Source organism: Streptomyces sp. A18 (assembly GCF_059026065.1).
In genome coordinates this window covers 60,331-79,459 of the sequence record NZ_JBWLKL010000012.1, presented here as the reverse complement: position 1 = coordinate 79,459, position 19,129 = coordinate 60,331, and the positions used below count along the sequence as shown (strand labels likewise).

Annotated in this window: 18 protein-coding genes; 5 read left to right on the top strand and 13 right to left on the bottom strand. The window is 69.5% G+C overall.

The window, feature by feature from the left end; all coding sequences use genetic code 11:
• Together AC5P1C_RS20735 and AC5P1C_RS20730 are read left to right on the top strand one after the other, a co-directional pair.
• Window positions 1-1,116 carry a branched-chain amino acid ABC transporter permease gene (locus AC5P1C_RS20735; protein ID WP_493867483.1) on the top strand — a complete coding sequence of 372 codons (1,116 nt, stop codon included), beginning with the start codon at window positions 1-3 and terminating at the stop codon, window positions 1,114-1,116.
• Window positions 1,113-2,378 (top strand): ABC transporter substrate-binding protein, encoded by a 1,266-nt coding sequence (locus tag AC5P1C_RS20730; RefSeq protein WP_493867361.1) that lies wholly within the window; start codon window positions 1,113-1,115, stop codon window positions 2,376-2,378. The genes AC5P1C_RS20735 and AC5P1C_RS20730 overlap by 4 nt, the downstream gene beginning before the upstream one ends.
• A 34-nt stretch (window positions 2,379-2,412) precedes the next feature.
• Here AC5P1C_RS20730 and AC5P1C_RS20725 read toward each other — a convergent pair whose 3' ends face one another.
• On the bottom strand, window positions 2,413-3,084 hold the full coding sequence (locus tag AC5P1C_RS20725; RefSeq protein WP_493867360.1) for a PaaX family transcriptional regulator C-terminal domain-containing protein: 672 nt from the start codon (window positions 3,082-3,084) through the stop codon (window positions 2,413-2,415).
• Complete coding sequence (locus AC5P1C_RS20720) at window positions 3,081-3,269, bottom strand: hypothetical protein (RefSeq protein ID WP_493867359.1); 189 nt, start codon at window positions 3,267-3,269, stop codon at window positions 3,081-3,083. The genes AC5P1C_RS20725 and AC5P1C_RS20720 overlap by 4 nt, the downstream gene beginning before the upstream one ends.
• A gap of 55 nt (window positions 3,270-3,324) precedes the next feature.
• On the opposite strand from AC5P1C_RS20720, the gene AC5P1C_RS20715 reads away from it, so the two are divergent.
• Both AC5P1C_RS20715 and AC5P1C_RS20710 read left to right on the top strand, forming a co-directional pair.
• A complete protein-coding gene (locus AC5P1C_RS20715; protein ID WP_493867358.1) occupies window positions 3,325-4,068 on the top strand; it encodes an LLM class flavin-dependent oxidoreductase in 744 nt (247 codons plus the stop codon).
• Entirely contained in the window at window positions 4,065-5,081 is a 1,017-nt protein-coding gene (locus AC5P1C_RS20710) for a zinc-binding dehydrogenase (RefSeq protein WP_493867357.1), read from the top strand. The genes AC5P1C_RS20715 and AC5P1C_RS20710 overlap by 4 nt, the downstream gene beginning before the upstream one ends.
• Before the next feature lie 87 nt (window positions 5,082-5,168).
• On the opposite strand, the gene pssA is transcribed toward AC5P1C_RS20710, so the two are convergent.
• The 9 genes from pssA to AC5P1C_RS20665 all read right to left on the bottom strand — a co-directional run bounded on the left by pssA (window position 5,169) and on the right by AC5P1C_RS20665 (window position 16,053).
• Entirely contained in the window at window positions 5,169-6,023 is an 855-nt protein-coding gene (gene pssA, locus AC5P1C_RS20705; protein ID WP_344528700.1) for a CDP-diacylglycerol--serine O-phosphatidyltransferase, read from the bottom strand.
• Window positions 6,010-6,675 (bottom strand): phosphatidylserine decarboxylase, encoded by a 666-nt coding sequence (locus tag AC5P1C_RS20700; protein ID WP_493867356.1) that lies wholly within the window; start codon window positions 6,673-6,675, stop codon window positions 6,010-6,012. The genes pssA and AC5P1C_RS20700 overlap by 14 nt, the downstream gene beginning before the upstream one ends.
• A 170-nt stretch (window positions 6,676-6,845) precedes the next feature.
• Window positions 6,846-8,051 (bottom strand): acyl-CoA dehydrogenase family protein, encoded by a 1,206-nt coding sequence (locus AC5P1C_RS20695; protein ID WP_493867355.1) that lies wholly within the window; start codon window positions 8,049-8,051, stop codon window positions 6,846-6,848.
• Window positions 8,052-8,054: 3 nt separating this feature from the next.
• Entirely contained in the window at window positions 8,055-8,567 is a 513-nt protein-coding gene (locus AC5P1C_RS20690; RefSeq protein WP_493867354.1) for a MaoC family dehydratase, read from the bottom strand.
• Between the two features lies 1 nt (window position 8,568).
• On the bottom strand, window positions 8,569-9,534 hold the full coding sequence (locus AC5P1C_RS20685) for an HpcH/HpaI aldolase/citrate lyase family protein (protein ID WP_160508253.1): 966 nt from the start codon (window positions 9,532-9,534) through the stop codon (window positions 8,569-8,571).
• Entirely contained in the window at window positions 9,531-11,558 is a 2,028-nt protein-coding gene (locus AC5P1C_RS20680) for a protein meaA (RefSeq protein ID WP_493867353.1), read from the bottom strand. Before AC5P1C_RS20680 ends, AC5P1C_RS20685 begins: the two co-directional genes overlap by 4 nt.
• Before the next feature lie 17 nt (window positions 11,559-11,575).
• On the bottom strand, window positions 11,576-12,913 hold the full coding sequence (ccrA, locus tag AC5P1C_RS20675) for a crotonyl-CoA carboxylase/reductase (RefSeq protein ID WP_493867352.1): 1,338 nt from the start codon (window positions 12,911-12,913) through the stop codon (window positions 11,576-11,578).
• Window positions 12,914-13,343: 430 nt separating this feature from the next.
• Window positions 13,344-14,147, bottom strand: a complete 804-nt coding sequence (locus AC5P1C_RS20670) for a TetR family transcriptional regulator (protein ID WP_237330317.1) — start codon at window positions 14,145-14,147, stop codon at window positions 13,344-13,346.
• Between the two features lie 124 nt (window positions 14,148-14,271).
• Window positions 14,272-16,053, bottom strand: a complete 1,782-nt coding sequence (locus AC5P1C_RS20665; protein WP_493867351.1) for a 3-hydroxyacyl-CoA dehydrogenase family protein — start codon at window positions 16,051-16,053, stop codon at window positions 14,272-14,274.
• A 344-nt stretch (window positions 16,054-16,397) separates the two neighbouring features.
• Between AC5P1C_RS20665 and AC5P1C_RS20660 the strand changes: the two genes are divergently transcribed.
• The gene (locus AC5P1C_RS20660) at window positions 16,398-16,967 is read left to right on the top strand and encodes an adenylosuccinate lyase (protein ID WP_493867350.1); all 570 of its coding nucleotides are present in this window, start codon (window positions 16,398-16,400) and stop codon (window positions 16,965-16,967) included.
• Window positions 16,968-16,986: 19 nt separating this feature from the next.
• On the opposite strand, the gene AC5P1C_RS20655 is transcribed toward AC5P1C_RS20660, so the two are convergent.
• Both AC5P1C_RS20655 and AC5P1C_RS20650 read right to left on the bottom strand, forming a co-directional pair.
• A complete protein-coding gene (locus tag AC5P1C_RS20655) occupies window positions 16,987-17,379 on the bottom strand; it encodes a RidA family protein (RefSeq protein WP_493867349.1) in 393 nt (130 codons plus the stop codon).
• 85 nt (window positions 17,380-17,464) lie between these two features.
• Window positions 17,465-19,033 carry an alpha/beta hydrolase gene (locus AC5P1C_RS20650; RefSeq protein ID WP_493867348.1) on the bottom strand — a complete coding sequence of 523 codons (1,569 nt, stop codon included), beginning with the start codon at window positions 19,031-19,033 and terminating at the stop codon, window positions 17,465-17,467.
• Window positions 19,034-19,129 lie beyond the last annotated feature (96 nt).

Genomic DNA, 19,129 nt, shown 5'->3' with positions numbered 1-19,129 from the left:
ATGGTCCGTGGACGGGAGTTGCGCTCCCGGGGTCGTAAGGGGCTGACCCGCCCCCGGACGTACGTATGGATCGCGGGAGCCGTGCTGCTGCTCGCCCTGCCCTTCTACCTCGACCGGTTCTGGCTCCAGGCGGGCCTCTTCGCCATGGCGGCGGCCATCGGCGCGATCGGCATCAACCTCCTCACCGGCGCGACCGGCCAGCTCTCCATGGGGCACGCCTTCTTCCTCGCGATCGGCGCGTACGGATACTGCGTCTTCGCGGGGGAGGGGGGAGACGAGGGTCTGACCGGGCTCGGCCTTCCCACCTGGATCGCGGCCGCCCTCGCGGTGATCGTCGCGGGGATCGCGGGCGGGCTCTTCAGCCCCATCGCGGGCCGCCTGCGCGGCGCGTACCTCGGCATCGCGACCCTCGCCCTCATCTTCATCGGGCAGCACGTGCTCTTCAACGCCCATGATCTGACCGGCGGTTCGAACGGCCGTGACGTGCCGCCCCTGAGCGTCTTCGGCATCACCTTCGACGACAGCGAACTCGTCGTCGCCGCAGTGCCGTTCGGGGCGTCGGAGAAGCTCTGGTACGCGGGGCTCGTCCTCCTCATCGGCTGCGGGCTCTTCGCCCGCGGTGTGCTGCGCGGGCGGCCGGGGCGCGCCATGAACGCGATCCGGGACCACCGCATCGCCGCGGGCGTCATCGGGGTGCCCGTCGCCCGCTACCGGGCAGGCGTCTTCGTCCTGTCGTCGATGTACGCGGGCCTCGCCGGCGTCCTGCTCGCCCTCGTGTTCCAGCGCACCGTGCCGGACTACTTCGGCATGACGCTGTCCCTCGAATACCTCGCCATGATCGTCATCGGCGGGCTCGGCTCGGTGGCGGGCGCGGTGGCCGGTGCCGCCGTGGTGTCCCTGCTGCCGCAGCTCCTGACCCGGTACAGCGACGCGCTGCCCCTGGTCTCGGCCCCCGGCACCGGCGGGATCACACCGGGCGAGGCGTCCCGGTATCTGTACGGCGCCGCCGTGGTGGCGGTGGTGCTGTTCCTGCCCGGCGGCCTGGCCAGCATCGCCGCCCGGCGCTCCAGGCCGACGTCCGGCCCAACTCCAGGGGAATCAGGGGAAGAACGATGAGTTCACGCACATTGAAGAGGGCCGCCGCGACGGTGACGGCACTGGCCGCGCTGCTCGCGGTGGCGGGATGCAGCTCCAAGGCGGAGGACGACAAGGGCGACAAGGAGGGCAAGGGCGGGGTCAAGACCGGCGTCGGCGTCTCCGCGGACGAGATCACGCTCGGTGTGCTCACCGACATGACCGGCGTCTACGCGACCCTCGGCAAGAGCGTCACCCAGGCCCAGCAGCTCTACGTCAAGCAGACCAACGCCGACGGCGGCATCTGCGGCCGCAAGCTGAAGCTGACCGTCCGCGACCACGGCTACGACCCCCAGAAGGCGGTCGCCGGATATACCGAGCTGGAGCCGGACGTCCTGGGCTTCGCCCAGTTCATCGGCTCCCCGTTCGTCGCCGCGGTCAAGCAGCGGGTCGACGGCAACAAGGGGCTGGTACTGCCGCAGGCCTGGTCGGCGAACCTCCTGGGCAGCCCGTACGTCCGGGTGGTCGGCTCGACGTACGACCTGGAGACGATCAACGCGATCGACTTCCTGATGAAGGAGAAGGGCCTCGAGAAGGGCGACAAGCTCGGCCACGTCTACTTCGAGGGCGACTACGGCGAGAACGCGCTGAAGGGCTCGCAGCACATGGCGAAGGAGTCGGGCCTCACCGTCGTGGAGCAGAAGATCAAGGCGACGGACAACGACATGACCGCGCAGGTGGCCGCCCTGAAGAAGGCCGGAGTGAAGGCCGTGGTGATCAGTGCGGGCCCGCGGCAGGCGGCCTCACTGGTGGGTGTCGCGGCGGCGGGCAAGTTCGACGTGCCGGTCATCGGCAACAACTCGGCGTTCGCGCCCCAGCTCCTGGCCACGCAGGCGGGCGCGGCCCTCGCGAAGAACTACTACGTGGCCTCACCGACCCTCCCGATCGGCGCCGACACCCCCGCCGCGAAGAAGCTGGTCGCCGACTACAAGAAGGCGTACCCGAAGGACGCCCTGGACAACGGCGTCACGGCGGGCTGGACCGCGGCGTCCGTCTTCGGCGAGGCACTGAAGAAGGCCTGCGAGAGCAAGGACCTCACCCGTGAGGGCGTCGACAAGGCCCTCCTGACGATCGACTCGTACGACACGGGCTTCGGCGTTTCCCAGGACTTCACCGACCCCAAGGCGCCCTCCTCGAAGGAGAGCGTGATCCTGCAGCCCGACAAGAGCGTCACGGGCGGCATGAAGGTGGCCAGGGAGCCGGGCGCCTCGGAGGTGGCCGAAGGGTACACGCCGGCGACGTGAGCACCGCGCGGCCCGCCTCCCCGCGGGCCGCGCCTCACCCCGGCGGATCTTCCGCGAGCCACCCCCAATGCCGGTCCGCGGGCTCCCGTACCGCGCGCCAGGTGTCGACGAACAGGCGTGTCGCCGTGAAGCCGGGCCAGTCGGGCGGGAGCAGCGTTCCCGGCAGGCGGGGGTCGCGCTCGAACGTGGCGCGCCAGGCGTGGACGAGGCGCGTCCGCAGGACGAAGGCCTCCTTTGCGCCGAGCGGCGAGGAGGCAGCTTTCTCGAAGCGGCCGAGGAAGTCCTCGTGCGCGGCCCGCACCGCGTCCAAGTCCCAGGCCCTGCCCACCAGTTCCTCCTGCTCGGCGCCCGAATCCGCGCGGGAGCGCAGCCAGATCGCGTACCGGTCGAGCCCCTGCTCCCGCAGCAGCTCCCGCAGCGCCGCCACGCCCCCGGCGTCCGCCGCGATCCACACCCCGTGCCCGAGCGGGCCGAACCCCTCGAAGGCCAACTGCTCCTCCACCAAAGGGCGGTCACGCCACGCCTGTGCCGGGACGCGCAGCAGCAGTTGCCGCCACTCGCCGTGCCACGGCGTCTCCTCGACCGCCCGTTCAAGGCGGTGCGTCCACGCCGTGAGCAGGGTGACAAGGCGCGGCTCAAGGGTCAGTCGCGTCCGGCGGCCCACCGCCTCGGTCCGCAGCCAGCCCTCCTGGACGAGCCGCGTCACCGCCCGCCGCGTCGCCGCGTCGCCGCCTCGCCGACCCCGCAGGCGTCGAGCGCCCCGATGACGGCCCGCGACCAGACACGCTCGTCCCCGGCATAGCGGACGTACTCACCGAGCACGGTGAGCAGCAGCGTCCGCGCGCTGGGGGAACCGTCCGCGCGGCGGCGCGTGCGTGGAGCCTCCAACATCTCGCTCCTTCCTGGCTGTTGACCTCTTCGGTGCCCAGTTGTAGGACGTAAGGAGTTGGCAGCCGTCCGTCTGCTGCGCGGTGAGACCGTCACCGCCTTCTGCGAACTCGTCGACGCACGGCTGCAACTGCGTCCCTTCCGGCCCGAAGGCGTGGAGCTCGCCGTCGCCTCCACCGTGTCGCCCTCCGGCTCGGTCCAGGCGGGACGGCACGGCATCGGGCTGCTCTCGCTCGCCGCCGCCGACCCACGGGGCCTGGACGCGCTGGGCGGCAACTGGGCCGCGTACGAGAAGTCCTGCGCCGAGCATGGCCACACGGCGGACCGCGACGCATGGCGGCTTGTCGTGCCCATGCATCTCGCGGAGAGCGAGGCGCAGGCGCGCGCCCAGGCCGAGTACGGGGTGCCGCATCTGGTCCGCTACATCGAGGGCCTGTCGGGCGCGACCATGCCGTGGGGGCGCACCGCGTCGGACGCCGTCGCCCGGTGGACCGGCGAGGGCTTCCCGGTGTTCGGCGTCGCGACCATCGGCACCCCCGCCGACGCCATCGCCCGCATCGAGGCGCTGGCCGAAGCCTCGGGCGGCTTCGGCACCCTGCTGCTCCTGGACCTGCCCACGGGCACGCCGGAGGCCAAGCGGCGCAGCTACGAGCTGTTCGCCGAGTACGTGGTCCCGCATTTCACCGGAGCCAACCGCGGGCGCGCGGCGTCCATGCAGTGGGCCCACGCCAACAGCGAGCGCTTCGTCGGCGCCATGCGCGGCGCGGTCGAGGCAGCCGTGGCGGCCGGGGGCCGGGCGTGAGGGCGGCGGTGCTGCGGGAGGGCCACTTCGTCGAGGCCGAGGTCCCGGAGCCTCCGCAGCCGCGCCCCGGGCAGGTCCTCGCCCAGACCCTCGCCACCGGGATCTGCGGCTCCGACCTCTCGGCGGCACGGCACACGGAGGACTTCCTGGCCGCCTCGCGCGACTCCGGCACCGAGTCCGTCCTCTTCGACCCCGACCGGGATCTGGTGATGGGGCACGAGCTGTGTGCGCGGGTCCTGAGCCCGGGGGAGTGGCAGGGCAAGGTGGTCGTGGGTCTCCCGTGGGCCCTGGACGCCGCGGGGACACTGCGCACGATCGGCTACTCGAACACGTTCCCCGGCGGCTTCGGAGAGCGCATGGCGCTCCAGGAAGCGGCGCTCGTGGCGGTGCCGGACCACGTCCCGCCGGCCGTCGCCGCCCTCACCGAGCCACTCGCCGTCGGCTTCGGCAACGTCGCGAGGGCGGCGCCGGCCGCGGGCACCGGCGCCGTCGTCATCGGCGCGGGGCCCATCGGCCTCGGCGCGATCGCGGCGCTCGTGGAGCGGGGCGTCGCGCCCGTCGTGGTGTCGGAACCCTCGCCCCGGAGGCGGTTGCTCGCGGCGCGGTTCGGGGCGCACGTGGTGGTGGACCCCGGGGCGCGGGACCCCTTCGACGCCTGGCGCGAGGCGTCGTCCGCGGGGCAGGGACTCACGGTCCTGGAGTGCTCGGGCCGTCCCGGCATGCTGAACACGGTGCTGCACCGCGCGCCGCGGTCGACCACGGTGCTGCTGATCGGCGCGTGCATGACCGAGGACGTGTTCCGGCCCGTGGTCGGCATCTACAAGGACATCACGGTGACGATGTGCATGGCGTACCCGCCGGAGGAGTTCGCCGGGACGCTGCGGAGGATCGCCGGCGGCACGGTGGACGCGGCCTCGCTGATCACCGCGGAGGTGGGGTTCGGCGATGTCGATGCGGCGTTCGCGATGCTGGCCTCGCCGGACGAGCACGTGAAGGTGCTGGTGAGGCCGTAAGCGGTCTCTCCCCCGGCGGATCCGGACAGACCAGAAGGGGCCCGAACCATAGTGGTTCGGGCCCCTTCGGACTACGTACGGAAGCCGCTACGGCAGCTGCGCCGCCCGCGCCTCACGCCGGTTGTCCCGGAAGTTGTTCACCCTCCGTGCCGTGGCGAAGAGGGGGATCACCGCGCCGAGGACGACTTGGAGCGCGCAGCCGGTCTGCAGGAGCAGCAGGCCGCCGGGCGCGTCGAACGCCCAGGCCGCGAGCAGCCCCATGGCCGCGACGATCCACGCGAGCATCGCCACCGCGAGGGGACCCCGCGGCTTGGGGTACTCGACCCGGCTGACCATGAGCCACGCCGTGCCGATGATCGCCATGAGCGTCGCCCAGAAGGGCAGCTCCAGGAGCACGATCGAGACGACCGTGAGCGCACCGAAGGGCGATGGCATGCCCTGGAAGGTGCCGTCCTTCACGGTCACGCAACTGAACCGCGCAAGCCGCAGCACCACCGCCAGGAGCACCACGATCGCTCCGACCGCGGCCACTCTCTGGTGCGCGTCGTCGGCGACCATGCCGTAGACGAGCACGAAGTACGCGGGGGCCAGACCGAAGCTGATCAGGTCCGACAGGTTGTCGAGCTCCGCACCCATCGGCGAGGACCGCAGCTTGCGCGCCACGAGCCCGTCGAAGAGGTCGAAGACGGCCGCGCAGAGCATCAGGATCACGGCAGTCGCGGCGGAGTGCCGCGCCATGCCGCTTTCGTTGCTGCCCTGCAGGTGCGGGATGAGGATGCCCGTGGTGGTGAAGTACACCGCCATGAACCCGCACGTGGCGTTACCGAGCGTGAGGGTGTCCGCTATTGAGAGGCGGAGTGAGAGAGGCATCTCCTCGTCGGCCTCGTCCTCCGCCGCCTCGGGCACCCAGCCCGCTTGAGTCTCAGGATCAACCACGGTCAATGCGAGTCACCCCAGCCACGGTCTTCTGACCGACCTCGACGTCCACTTCGACACCCTCGGGGAGGTAGATGTCGACGCGGGAGCCGAAGCGGATCAGGCCGATCCGTTCGCCTTGCTCCACCTTCGTGCCCTGCGGCACGTAGGGAACGATGCGTCGTGCGACGGCGCCCGCGATCTGGATCATCTCGATGTCACCGAGCTCGGTGTCGAAGTGCCAGACAACGCGCTCGTTGTTCTCGCTCTCCTTGTTGAACGCCGGGACGAACCCGCCGGGGATGTGCTCCACGGACGTCACCGTGCCCGCGAGGGGCGCGCGGTTGACGTGGACGTTCAGCGGGCTCATGAAGATCGCGACGCGGGTACGCCCGTCCTTCCACGGCATGATGCTCTGCACCACGCCGTCGGCCGGGGAGATGACCCGGCCCTGGGCGATGTCGCGCTCGGGGTCGCGGAAGAACCACAGCATGCCCGCCGCCAAGGCGGTGGCGGGCACGGCGATGGCCGCGGCAACCCCCGGCTTGGGAGCGCGACGCGCACGCACGAGGCTGAGCGCCGCGGTGGCGACAGTCGGCAGGAGCCACGGCGATGCTCCGCGCGCAAGGCGTACGCCAGCGAGGCTGTCGCGTGGTGCAGAGGTTTGGCTGTGGGGCATGGATGACCTTCGTAGCGGATGATGCCGCGCAGTGAACGGGGGACGGCGGCTTTTTCCGGATGGTATCGGTTGCGAGCCACAACTGGGCAAGCCAGGAAGCGGAGTCGACGGCCGAAGAGTGTTGACAGGGTGTGACCTTCTTCTCGATGAAAACACCCCATATCGGGCATCTAGCCCTGGAATCGATACTCTTCGAGCAGTCGCCGCCCAATGATCATTTTCTGGATCTCGGCGGTACCTTCGCCGATCAGCAGCATCGGAGCCTCACGGTACAAGCGCTCGATCTCGTACTCCTTCGAGAAGCCGTAACCGCCATGAATCCGGAACGCGTCCTCTACGACTTCTTTGCAGTATTCGGATGCGAGGTACTTCGCCATCCCTGCTTCGAGGTCGTTTCGTTCCCCGGAGTCCTTTTTGCGTGCTGCATTCACCATCATCGCATGAGCGGCCTCGACCTTGGTAGCCATCTCGGCCAGCTTGAACTGAATCGCCTGGTGCTGGGCGATCGCCTTGCCGAAAGTGTGGCGTTGCTGGGCATATGAGACACCGAGCTCAAATGCACGCTGAGCGACCCCGCAGCCACGCGCCGCGACATTCACGCGGCCGACCTCGACGCCGTCCATCATTTGGTAAAAACCGCGTCCGGTGGTCCCGCCGAGCACGCGATTGGCCGGAATTCGCAGTCCGTCCATGATGAGTTCGGTCGTGTCGACGCCCTTGTAACCCATCTTGTCGATCTTGCCGGGGATGGTGAGGCCGGGGCGGACCTCTCCGAAGCCGGGCTCCTTCTCGACGAGGAAGGTCGTCATCGACTTGTGGGGGGCCGTGCCCTCCGGGTGTCCTTCGTCACTCCGGCACAGAACGGCCACCAGAGTCGACGTTCCGCCGTTGGTCAGCCACATCTTCTGACCGTTGAGGACGTACTCGTCGCCGTCCTTGACGCCCTTGGACGTGATCGCCGACACGTCGGAGCCGAGTCCGGGCTCCGACATGGAGAACGCGCCGCGCACCTCGCCGGCCGCCATGCGCGGCAGGAAGGTGTCCTTCTGCTCCTGCGTCCCGTGCTGCTTGAGCATGTAGGCGACGATGAAGTGGGTGTTGATGATGCCGGAGACCGACATCCAGCCACGCGCTATCTCCTCGACGCACAGTGCGTACGTGAGCAGCGACTCGCCCAGACCGCCGTACTCCTCCGGGATCATGAGCCCGAAGAGGCCCAACTCCTTGAGGCCGTCCACGATCTGCTGCGGGTACTCGTCACGGTGCTCCAGCTCCGTGGCGACCGGGATGATCTCCTTGTCGACGAAGTCCCGGACCGTGGACAGGATCTCCTGCTGGATGTCGGTGAGACCTGCGGTCTGCGCGAGTCGGCTCATCGCTTACTTCTCCTGGCTCTTCAGCTCCGGGCGGCCGGGCTGCTCGCCGCCGCGCTCCTTGATGTACGTCTCGGTGGGGACCATCACCTTGCGGCGGAACACGCAGACGAGCGTGCCGTCCTGCTTGTAGCCCTTGGTCTCGACGTAGACGATCCCGCGGTCGTTCTTGGACTTCGACGGAGTCTTGTCGAGGACCGTGGTCTCGCCGTAGATCGTGTCGCCGTGGAAGGTCGGCGCCACGTGCTTGAGCGACTCGACCTCCAGGTTGGCGATCGCCTTGCCCGAGACGTCCGGCACGGACATGCCGAGAAGCAGCGAGTAGATGTAGTTGCCCACGACGACGTTCTTCCCGAAGTCCGTCGTCTGCTCCGCATAGTTGCTGTCCATGTGGAGGGGGTGGTGGTTCATCGTCAGGAGGCAGAAGAGGTGGTCGTCGTACTCGGTGACCGTCTTTCCCGGCCAGTGCTTGTAGACGTCCCCGACGGTGAACTCTTCGTAGGTGCGGCCGAACTGCATGTCAGGCCTCCGGGGCTTCGAACTTGGAGGTACGGGTCATGCCGGCGGCGCGCCCCTTGCCGGAGATGACGAGCGCCATCTTGCGGCTGGCCTCGTCGATCATCTCGTCGCCGAGCATCGCGGAGCCCTTCTTGCCACCCGCCTCGGAGGTGTAGAAGTCGTAGGCGTCCAGGATCAGCTCGGCGTGGTCGTAGTCCTCCTGGGAGGGCGAGAAGACCTCGTTGGCGGCGTCGACCTGGCCGGGGTGCAGGACCCACTTGCCGTCGAAGCCGAGCGCGGCGGCGCGGTTCGCCACCTCGCGGTAGCCGTCGACGTTCTTGATCTGGAGGTACGGGCCGTCGATCGCCTGGAGGTTGTTGGCGCGGGCGGCCATCAGGATCTTCATCAGGATGAAGTGGTAGGCGTCCGCCGGGTAGCCGGGCGGCTGCTCGCCGACGACCAGGGACTTCATGTTGATCGACGCCATGAAGTCGGCCGGGCCGAAGATGATCGTCTCGACGCGTGGCGACGCCTGCGCGATCGCGTTGACGTTGTTCAGGCCCTGCGCGTTCTCGATCTGTGCCTCGATGCCGATCTTGCCGACCTCGAAGCCCATCGTCTTCTCGATCTGCGTGAGCAGGAAGTCCAGCGCGACGACCTGGTCGGCGGTCTGCACCTTCGGCAGCATGATGCAGTCGAGGTTCTGGCCCGCGCCCTCGACGACCGTGACGACGTCGCGGTACGTCCACTCGGTCGTCCAGTCGTTGACGCGCACGACCCGCGTCTTGCCCGTCCAGTCGCCCTCGTTGAGGAACTTCACGATCGTGTGCCGGGCCTCCGGCTTGGCGAGCGGCGCGCAGGCGTCCTCAAGGTCGAGGAAGACCTGGTCGGCGGGGAGGCCCTGGGCCTTCTCCAGGAAGCGCGGGTTCGAACCCGGTACCGCCAGACAGGAGCGGCGCGGACGAAGGCGGTTGATGGGCGCGGTCATGCGGGGACCTCCAGAGGGTCGAGCTTGTTCGCTTTCCGGATCTCGTCGACGATACGGCCGATGATCTCGGTGATGCCGAAGTCCTTGGGGGTGAAGACGGCGGCCACACCGGCCGCCTTCAGGTCCTCGGCGTCGCTGTTGGGGATGATGCCGCCCGCGATGACGGGGATGTCGGGCGCGCCCGCCTCACGCAGGCGCACCAGGACGTCCGGCACGAGCTGCGCGTGCGAGCCGGAGAGGATGGACAGACCCACGGCGTGTACGTCCTCGGCGAGCGCGGCGTCGACGATCTGCTCGGGCGTCAGCCTGATGCCCTGGTAGACCACCTCGAAACCGGCGTCACGGGCGCGCACCGCGATCTGCTCGGCTCCGTTCGAGTGCCCGTCAAGGCCCGGCTTGCCGACCAGGAAGCGCAGCTTGCCGGTGCCGAGGTCGGCGGCGGTCTTGGCGACCTTGTCGCGGACGAGGGCGAGCGGCGTGCCCGCCTCCGCGGCGGCGGTCACCGGAGCGCTGGAGACACCCGTGGGCGCCCGGAACTCCCCGAAGACCTCCCGCAGGGCGCCGGACCACTCCCCGGTCGTCACACCGGCGCGTGCGCACTCCAGGGTGGCCTCCATGAGGTTGCCCGTGCCCGCGGCGACCTCCTTGAGGCGTTCCAGGGCCTTGCAGGGGCGCGGGTGGTTGAACGGCGGCTGGTAGCGGGTGTCGCGCCAGTGCTTGAGGGCGTTCACGACGCGGTTCTCGACCGCCGGGTCGACCGTCATGATCGCGGTGTCCAGGTCCGCGGTGAGCGGGTTCGGCTCGGTCGACTCGTAGGCGTTGACGCCGACGATCTTCTCCTCGCCCGACTCGATGCGCGCCCTGCGCTCGGCGTGCGAGGAGACCAGCTGAGACTTCAGATAGCCGGACTCGACGGCGGCCATCGCGCCGCCCATCTGCTCGATGCGGTCCATCTCGGCGAGCGACTCCTCGACGAGGGACTCCACCTTGGCCTCGATGACGTGGCTGCCCTCGAAGATGTCCTCGTACTCCAGGAGATCGCTCTCCAGGGCGAGGACCTGCTGTATGCGCAGCGACCACTGCTGGTCCCACGGCCTGGGCAGACCGAGGGCCTCGTTCCAGGCGGGAAGCTGCACGGCACGCGCGCGTGCGTCCTTGGAGAGCGTGACGGCCAGCATCTCCAGGACGATGCGCTGGACGTTGTTCTCGGGCTGCGCCTCGGTCAGGCCGAGGGAGTTGACCTGCACGCCGTAGCGGAAACGGCGCTGCTTGGGGTCGGTGATGCCGTACCGCTCGCGCGTGATCCGGTCCCAGATGCGGCCGAACGCCCGCATCTTGCACATCTCCTCGACGAAGCGGACGCCCGCGTTCACGAAGAAGGAGATACGGGCGACGACGTCACCGAACTTCTCCTGGGGCACCTGCCCGGAGTCGCGCACGGCGTCGAGGACGGCGACGGCGGTGGACATCGCGTACGCGATCTCCTGCACCGGAGTGGCCCCGGCCTCCTGCAGGTGGTAGCTGCAGATGTTGATCGGGTTCCACTTGGGGATGTGCGCCACCGTGTACGTGATCATGTCGGTGGTGAGGCGGAGGGAGGGCACCGGCGGGAAGACGTGCGTCCCGCGCGAGAGGTACTCCTTGACGATGTCGTTCTGCGTCGTCCCCTGGAGCTGCGTGATGTCCACGCCCTGCTCCTCCGCCACCACCTGATAGAGCGCCAGGAGCCACATGGCCGTGGCATTGATCGTCATCGAGGTGTTCATCTGCTCCAGGGGGATGTCCTGGAAAAGACGGCGCATGTCGCCCACGTGCGAGACGGGGACGCCGACCCGGCCGACCTCACCGCGGGCGAGGATGTGGTCCGGGTCGTAGCCGGTCTGCGTGGGCAGGTCGAACGCGACCGAGAGGCCCGTCTGACCCTTGGCGAGATTGCGCCGGTACAGCTCGTTGGACGCCTCGGCCGTGGAGTGACCGGCATAGGTCCGCATGAGCCACGGCCGGTCCTTCTGACGCTCTGTCATGTGCGAACCCTCAGCCCTCAGACGTTCCGGAAGCGGTTGATCGCGTCGATGTGCTCGGCCCGCATCTCCGGGTCGCGCACGCCGAGGCCTTCCTGGGGCGCGAGGGCGAGGACGCCGACCTTGCCCTGGTGGAGGTTGCGGTGCACGTCGTAGGCGGCCTGCCCGGTCTCCTCCAGGGAGTAGACGCGGGAGAGGGTGGGGTGGATCTTGCCCTTGGCGATGAGGCGGTTGGCCTCCCAGGCCTCGCGGTAGTTCGCGAAGTGCGAGCCGATGATCCGCTTCAGGGACATCCACAGGTAGCGGTTGTCGTACTCGTGGTTGTAGCCCGAGGTCGAGGCGCAGGTGACGATCGTGCCGCCCTTGCGGGTGACGTAGACCGAGGCACCGAAGGTCTCGCGGCCGGGGTGCTCGAAGACGATGTCCACGTCCTCGCCGCCGGTCAGCTCGCGGATGCGCTTGCCGAAGCGCTTCCACTCCTTGGGGTCCTGGTTGTGCTCGTCCTTCCAGAACTTGTAGCCCTCGGCGTTGCGGTCGATGATCGCGTCGGCGCCCATCGCGCGGCAGATGTCCGCCTTCTGCTCGCTGGAGACGACACAGATGGGGTTGGCGCCGCCGGCCAGGGCGAACTGGGTGGCGTACGAGCCGAGACCGCCGCTCGCGCCCCAGATCAGGACGTTGTCGCCCTGCTTCATCCCGGCGCCGTTGCGCGACACGAGCTGGCGGTAGGCGGTGGAGTTCACCAGGCCGGGGGAAGCGGCCTCCTCCCAGCTCAGGTGGTCCGGCTTGGGCATGAGCTGGTTGGACTTGACCAGGGCGATCTCGGCGAGCCCGCCGAAGTTGGTCTCGAAGCCCCAGATGCGCTGCTCGGGGTCGAGCATCGTGTCGTTGTGGCCGTCGGAGGACTCCAGCTCGACGCTCAGGCAGTGCGCGACGACCTCGTCGCCCGGGTTCCAGGCGTTCACGCCGGGCCCGGTGCGCAGGACGACGCCCGCGAGGTCGGAGCCAATGACGTGGTACGGCAGGTCGTGGCGCTTGGTGAGCTCGCTCAGGCGGCCGTAGCGCTCCAGGAAGCTGAAGGTGGACACCGGCTCGAAGATCGAGGTCCACACGGAGTTGTAGTTGACCGAGGAGGCCATGACGGCCACCAGGGCCTCGCCCGGCCCGAGTTCGGGCACCGGCACGTCGTCCAGGTGCAGCGACTTGCGGGGGTCCTTGTCGCGGGTCTCGAGCCCGGCGAACATCTCCGCCTCGTCCTTGTGCACGGTGATCGCGCGGTACGAGTCGGGGAGCGGAAGAGCGGCGAAGTCGGCGGGAGTGGAGTCCGGCGACTGGATCGCGTCCAGGATTTCCTTCACGGTGTTGCCTCCGGCGAAGTGCGGCCCCCCTCTGAGGGGAGCACGCTCTTGAGGGTTACGTCGGGTGCTGCTGGTGCAGGTGGTGGAGGGTGTGCCGTCGGTTCGGCGAAGGTGATGCTCGGCAGCGCTTGGTGTGGCGCGGGAGGTTGCCTGTGACGCAGGCGTCCGGGCGCACGAGCCGTGGCTTGTGGGGACAGCCGGCGTACGGAAGTTCTCTGCACGCCGGCCGCCCGGACAACATCAACGTATGACACCGCGTGCCAGTCGGCAAGACACTGAGTGCCAGTAATTTTTGATGGATGATCGATCACTGCAGGTCAGAGGGTGTGACCGCATGACGGAGGGGGCGCTACCGGTGGGTAGCGCCCCCTCAAAAGCCGAGGACAAAAAGGCCTGAAACGAGATCTACGCATCCCGCAACGGACGGGATCTACGACTCCCGCAGCGCCTTCTCGATCGTCCGCATGATCTCGTCCAGCGGTGCGTCCGTCCGGGCCACGGTGACCAGGACATCGCCGCCGGTGCTCACCGAGGCCGCCGGAGCGGTGGTCGTGTCCCGCCCGGCCCCGATGCCCGAACCGAACGTCCTGCGGACGATGGCGAAGGCATGGTCCAGCTGGGTCTCCACGTCGCCCTGGCCGCCCGCACGCAGCCACCGGCGCAGGACGTGGTTGTGCGCGGTCACCACCGCCGACGCCGCGACCTCCGCGAGCAGCGGATCGTCGTTGCCGTCGTGGTGGGCCTGCTCGTCGAAGTGGCCCAGGAGGTAGCGCGTGAAGAGCCGTTCGTAGCGGGCCACCGAGGCGATCTCCCGCTCGCGCAACGTGGGCACCTCGCGCGTCAGACGGTAGCGCTCGACGGAGACGGCGGGCGACGCCGCGTACATCTTCATGACTTCCTTGATGCCGCGGCACACCGTGTCCAGCGGGTGCTCGTGCGGCGGCGCCGCGTTGAGGACCGCCTCCGCCCGGATCAAGGTGTCGTCGTGGTCCGGGAAGATCGCCTCTTCCTTGGAGCGGAAGTGCCGGAAGAAGGTCCGCCGCGCGACCCCGGCCTGCGCGGCGATCTCGTCGACCGTCGTCGCCTCATACCCCTTGGACGCGAAGAGTTCCATCGCCGCCGCGGCCAGCTCCCGGCGCATCTTGAGACGTTGGGCGGCGGCGCGGCTGCCGGCCGCGCTCTCCGGAGCGTCGGGCGTAGCGGGCGTACGTGAGGACTTGGCGGCCTTGGGCATGACCCGAACGTACTGCATATGCGCAGCCGAGTGCTCCTGCGGGACGGGGCTGCCCGAGGGTTCGAGCAGCCCGCCCCAGTACGCGCGCGGTCTTGTCTCAGGCGCGCCCCCGTCCGGTCCCGGCCTACCGTCGGGCATATTCGCGGAAGCCGCGGCCGGTCTTGCGGCCGAGGCAGCCCGCGGCCACCAGGTGTTCGAGCAGGGGTGCGGGGGCCAGGCCCGGGTCGCGGAACTCGCGGTGCAGGACCTTCTCGATGGCCAGCGAGACGTCCAGGCCGACGACGTCCAGGAGCTCGAAGGGGCCCATGGGGTAGCCGCCGCCGAGCTTCATGGCGGCGTCGATGTCGTCGAGCGTCGCGTAGTGCTCCTGGACCATCTTGATCGCGTTGTTGAGGTAGGGGAACAGGAGCGCGTTCACGATGAAGCCCGCGCGGTCGCCGCAGTCCACGGGGTGTTTCTTGATGGTCGCGCAGACCTGGCGGACCGTCGCGTGCACGTCGTCGTCCGTGAGGACCGTGCGGACCACCTCGACCAGCTTCATCGCCGGTGCCGGGTTGAAGAAGTGCATGCCGATCACGTCACCGGGACGCGAGGTGGCGCGGGCGCAGGCGACGACCGGCAGGGACGAGGTCGTGGTGGCCAGGATCGCGCCCGGCTTGCAGACCTTGTCGAGCGCCGCGAACAGCTGCTGCTTGATCTCCAGGTCCTCGGCGACCGCCTCCAGGGCCAGATCGACATCGGAGAACGCCTCGTACGTACCGGCAGGAGTGATCCGGTCCAGGGTCTTGGCCGCGGTCTCCGCCGTCATCCGCCCCTTGTCGACAGAGCGCGAAAGAGACTTGCCGATACGGGACTTGGCCTTCTCCGCCTTCTCCTCGCTGCGCGCGGCGAGCACCACGTCGTAGCCCGCCTTGGCGAAGACCTCGGCGATGCCGGATGCCATGGTCCCGGAGCCCGCGACGCCGACCGACCGGATGGTGCGCCCGCCGCTCTGCCGCCCGTCTTCCGGCGGGGTCAGTGCGTCACGCACGGCGACCGAACTGCCCGGCTCCTCGTACGAATAGAAACCGCGCCCCGACTTGCGCCCGGTCAGGCCTGCCTCGCTGAGCTGCTTGAGGATCGGGGAGGGGGCGTGCAGCCGGTCGTGGGACTCGGAGTACATCGCGTCCAGGACCGTGCGCGCGGTGTCGACGCCGATCAGGTCGAGCAGCGCGAGGGGGCCCATCGGAAGGCCGCAGCCGAGGCGCATCGCGGCGTCGATGTCCTCGCGGGACGCGTACTTCGCCTCGTACATCGCCGCTGCCTGGTTGAGGTAGCCGAAGAGCAGGCCGTCGGCGACGAAGCCAGGACGGTCGCCGACCGCGACGGGCTCCTTGCCCAGGGCGTACGCGAGGTCGGTGACGGAGGCGACAGCCGCGGGCGCGGTCAGCACGGAGGAGACCACCTCGACCAGCTTCATCGCCGGGGCCGGGTTGAAGAAGTGCAGGCCGAGCACCCGCTCGGGGCGCTGCGACTCGGCGGCCAGACGCGTCACGGACAGGGCGTTCGTGCCGGTCGCGATGATCGTCTCGGGGCGCACGATGCCGTCGAGTTCACGGATGAGCTGCTGCTTGATCTCGTACGACTCCGGGGCGACCTCGATCACCAGGTCGGCTTCGGCCGCTGCCTGCAGGTCGGTGAAGACGCGGACGCGGGCGAGGGCGTCACGCCGTTCGTCCTCGGTGAGGTGCTCGCGGCGCACGGCACGCGCGGTCGACGACTCGATGGCGGCGACGGCCTGGGCGCCCGCGGCCTCGCTGATGTCGATGCCGATGACCTCGCGTCCGGCGCGGGCCAGGACCTCGGCGATGCCGGTGCCCATGGTGCCGAGACCGATCACGGCGACGGTGTTCAAGGGAGTGTCCATGTGTGGACTCCAGGAAGTGAGTGACGACTGAGGGGCGCACGGTGCGCGGCAACGGCGGCGCGGCGTACGGGGGGTGAGCTGCTGTGTGTCGTGACCGGACGGCGAGAACGCGCACGCCCGTGAGGAGCCGACCGGCTCTGTCCCGGAGCCGCGTCGTACTGGGTGGAGCTGAGGTGCTCGAAGCACCGAACCGACAGACACTCACGACGGCTGCGTCACCAGGCCGCCATGAGGAGGGGTACTGCTCACGGGGAGTGTGCCCCGCTCACATGAGATTAACCGGCGAGTAACGAGCGCGCCAGTCCCCGGGGTTTGTGATCTGCATCGCGGATAGGCTCCCCGTCATGGACGTGGAGTTGCGCACGGTGACGGAACGCTTACGGCGCGAGGCGGGAGTCTCGGAGAGTTACGAGAGGCTGGTCGCGACCGGCGATGTGGAGGAACTCGCGGAGGTGCTCGCCGCGGCGGGGCAGCCACTGTGGGCGCGGGAGCTCGCGGCAGTCCGGCTCGGCACCGCCGGGGACAGCAGGGCCTTCGAGTCCCTGGTGCTGCTCCTGAACCACCGGGACCCCTCGCGGTGCGCGGCCGCCGCGTATGCCCTGGCCAGGCTGGGCGATCCGCGTACGGCCAGGGCGGCAGCCGCCCTGGCCACCAATGAGCTGCGCGTGGCCTACGCCCTGCACCCGGTGCGTCTGCTCACCGAGCTGCGCGCGCCCGAGTCGGCGCCCGCCCTGATCACCACCCTGGGCCGCAGGCTCGCCCCGCACGATCCGTACGGGAAGATCGCGCTGGCGTGCGTGGAGGGCCTGGGCGCGCTGGGGGACCCGCGGGCCCGGCCCGTCCTGACGCGGGCGTGCAGCTTTCCGCGGCTCGCGGCGGCGGCGTCAGCGGCCCTCGCCCGCCTGCCGGCCTAGCTCCGGCGCCTGGCCGGCGTCACAGGACGGCGTACGCCTCTATCTCCATCAGGAACTGCGGCGCGACAAGGCCTGCGACCTGCACGGCCGAGGAGGCCGGGAGTCGCTCCGGGTCCATGTGGACGTCCCGCGCGGCGCGGATCGCGGGCATGTACGCCATGTCCGTGACGAAGTACGTCAGTTTCACCACGTCGTCGAAACCGCCGCCCGCGGCCAGCAGGCAGCGCCGCAGATTGTCGAAGACCTGCCGCGCCTGGGCGGCCGGATCGCCCTCGCCGACCAACTCCCCGTCCTGGTCCAGGGGAAGCTGCCCGGATATCGCGACGAAGCGGCCGGTGCCCATGACGACGTGCGTGTACGCCGTGGCGGGGAAGACGCCGTCGGGGGCGCTGATGCGGGTCAGTCGGCTCATGGGTCCATCCTGACCCATGGGTCTGACAACGCCCCCGACGGTCTTGGCTGTTGCCCGCTCCCGGACGGGCGGGCCCAAAGGCTCGTCAGCCGCGGAAGCGGAGCAGGCCGTGCAGCGCGGCCCCGCGTCCCGAGCCGCTCTTGGTGCTCATGGGCTTCGGGTCGGGCAGCGCCTCGCACACCGCGTCGACCTCGCCGCCGCTCCGCGGCACCTTGCCGTTCTTCAGGTACGTAGCCAAGTGCCGGTCCAGGCAGGTGCTTCCGGAGAGGGTGATGCCGTGGTTGCCGCCCCCCTGCTCGACCACCAGGCTCGAACCGTGCAGCTTGCGGTGCAGGGTGATCCCGCCCTCGTAGGGCGTCGCCGCGTCGTCCGTCGCCTGGAACAGGAGTGTCGGCGGCAGCCGGGTGTTGGAGACGTCGGTCGGCCGGAGCGAGTCCGTCGGCCAGAAGGCGCAAGGCGCGTTGTACCAGGCGTTGTTCCAGGTGGAGAACCGCGCCTTCTCGTGCACCTGCCAGTTGTGGTCGCGCCAGGTGCCCCAGTCGCGCGGCCAGGGCGCGTCACGGCACTGGACCGCGGCGTAGACGCTGTAGCCGTTGTCGCCGGCGGCGTCGACGGCCCCGAAGTTCTCGTACGCCTCGACGAGCGGGTCCGCGTCCTTGTCGTTCACGTACGAGCTGAACGCCTCGGCCAGGAAAGGCCAGTAGCCGTTGAAGTACCCGCCCGGCAGATAGGTGTCCTCCAGCTCACCGGCGCCGACCTTCTTGCCCGCGGGCTTCTTCGCGACGGCCCCCCGCATCGCGTACCACTTGGCCTCGACCTTCGCCGGGTCCGTGCCCAGCGCGTAGGCCTTGTGGTGTTTGGCGACCCAGGCCATGAACGCCTTGTGGCGGGTGTCGAAGGCGTAGTCCTGCTGGATGTTGCTGTCGTACCAGACATCCGTCGGGTCGACCATGGAGTCGAGGACCATGCGGCGCACGCGCTCCGGATAGAGCTTCCCGTAGACGGCGCCGAGGTAGGTGCCGTACGAGTAGCCGAAGTAGTTGATCTTCTTGGCGCCGAGCGCGCCGCGGATCGCGTCCATGTCCCTGACCGCGCTCACCGTGTCGATGAACGGCAGGACGTCGGCGTACTTCGTGGCGCAGGCCTTCGCGAAGGCCCGCGCGCGGTCGAGGTTCGCCTTCTCGATGGCGTGCGTGCTGGGCACGGTGTCGGGCCGCACCGGGTCGAAGTGGCCGGGCCGGCAGTCGAGGGCGGGTTTGCTCTTGCCGACGCCGCGGGGGTCGAAGCCGATGACGTCGTACTGCGCCGCCACCTCCTTCGGCAGTGTCTTCGCGACGAACCCGGCCATGGACAGACCGCTGCCGCCGGGACCACCCGGGTTCACCAGGAGCGGGCCCTGGGACTTCTTCGCGGTGTGCGGGACGCGGGAGAGCGCGAGGGTGATCTGCCGGTCGTGCGGACGGTCGTGGTCGAGCGGGACCTTCAGCGAGGAGCACTGGAGCGTGGGGTAGTCCTTGGTCGCGCACTTCTTCCAGGTGGGCGGGGACGTGCGCGGTGCGCTCGCGGTGTCGGCGCTCGCGGCGGGCACCGCGGCCGTGACCATTGAGGCCACCACCGCGGCGACGCCGCACAGGGCGACGGCGCGTTTCTTCACAGGGCCTCCCAGGACGGGGGGTTCGGAGCCGCGGGCGCACGGCCCCCGCGGCATCGTCCCGGAAACCCCGCCCGGAGTTCGGCGTTCTGCCGATGA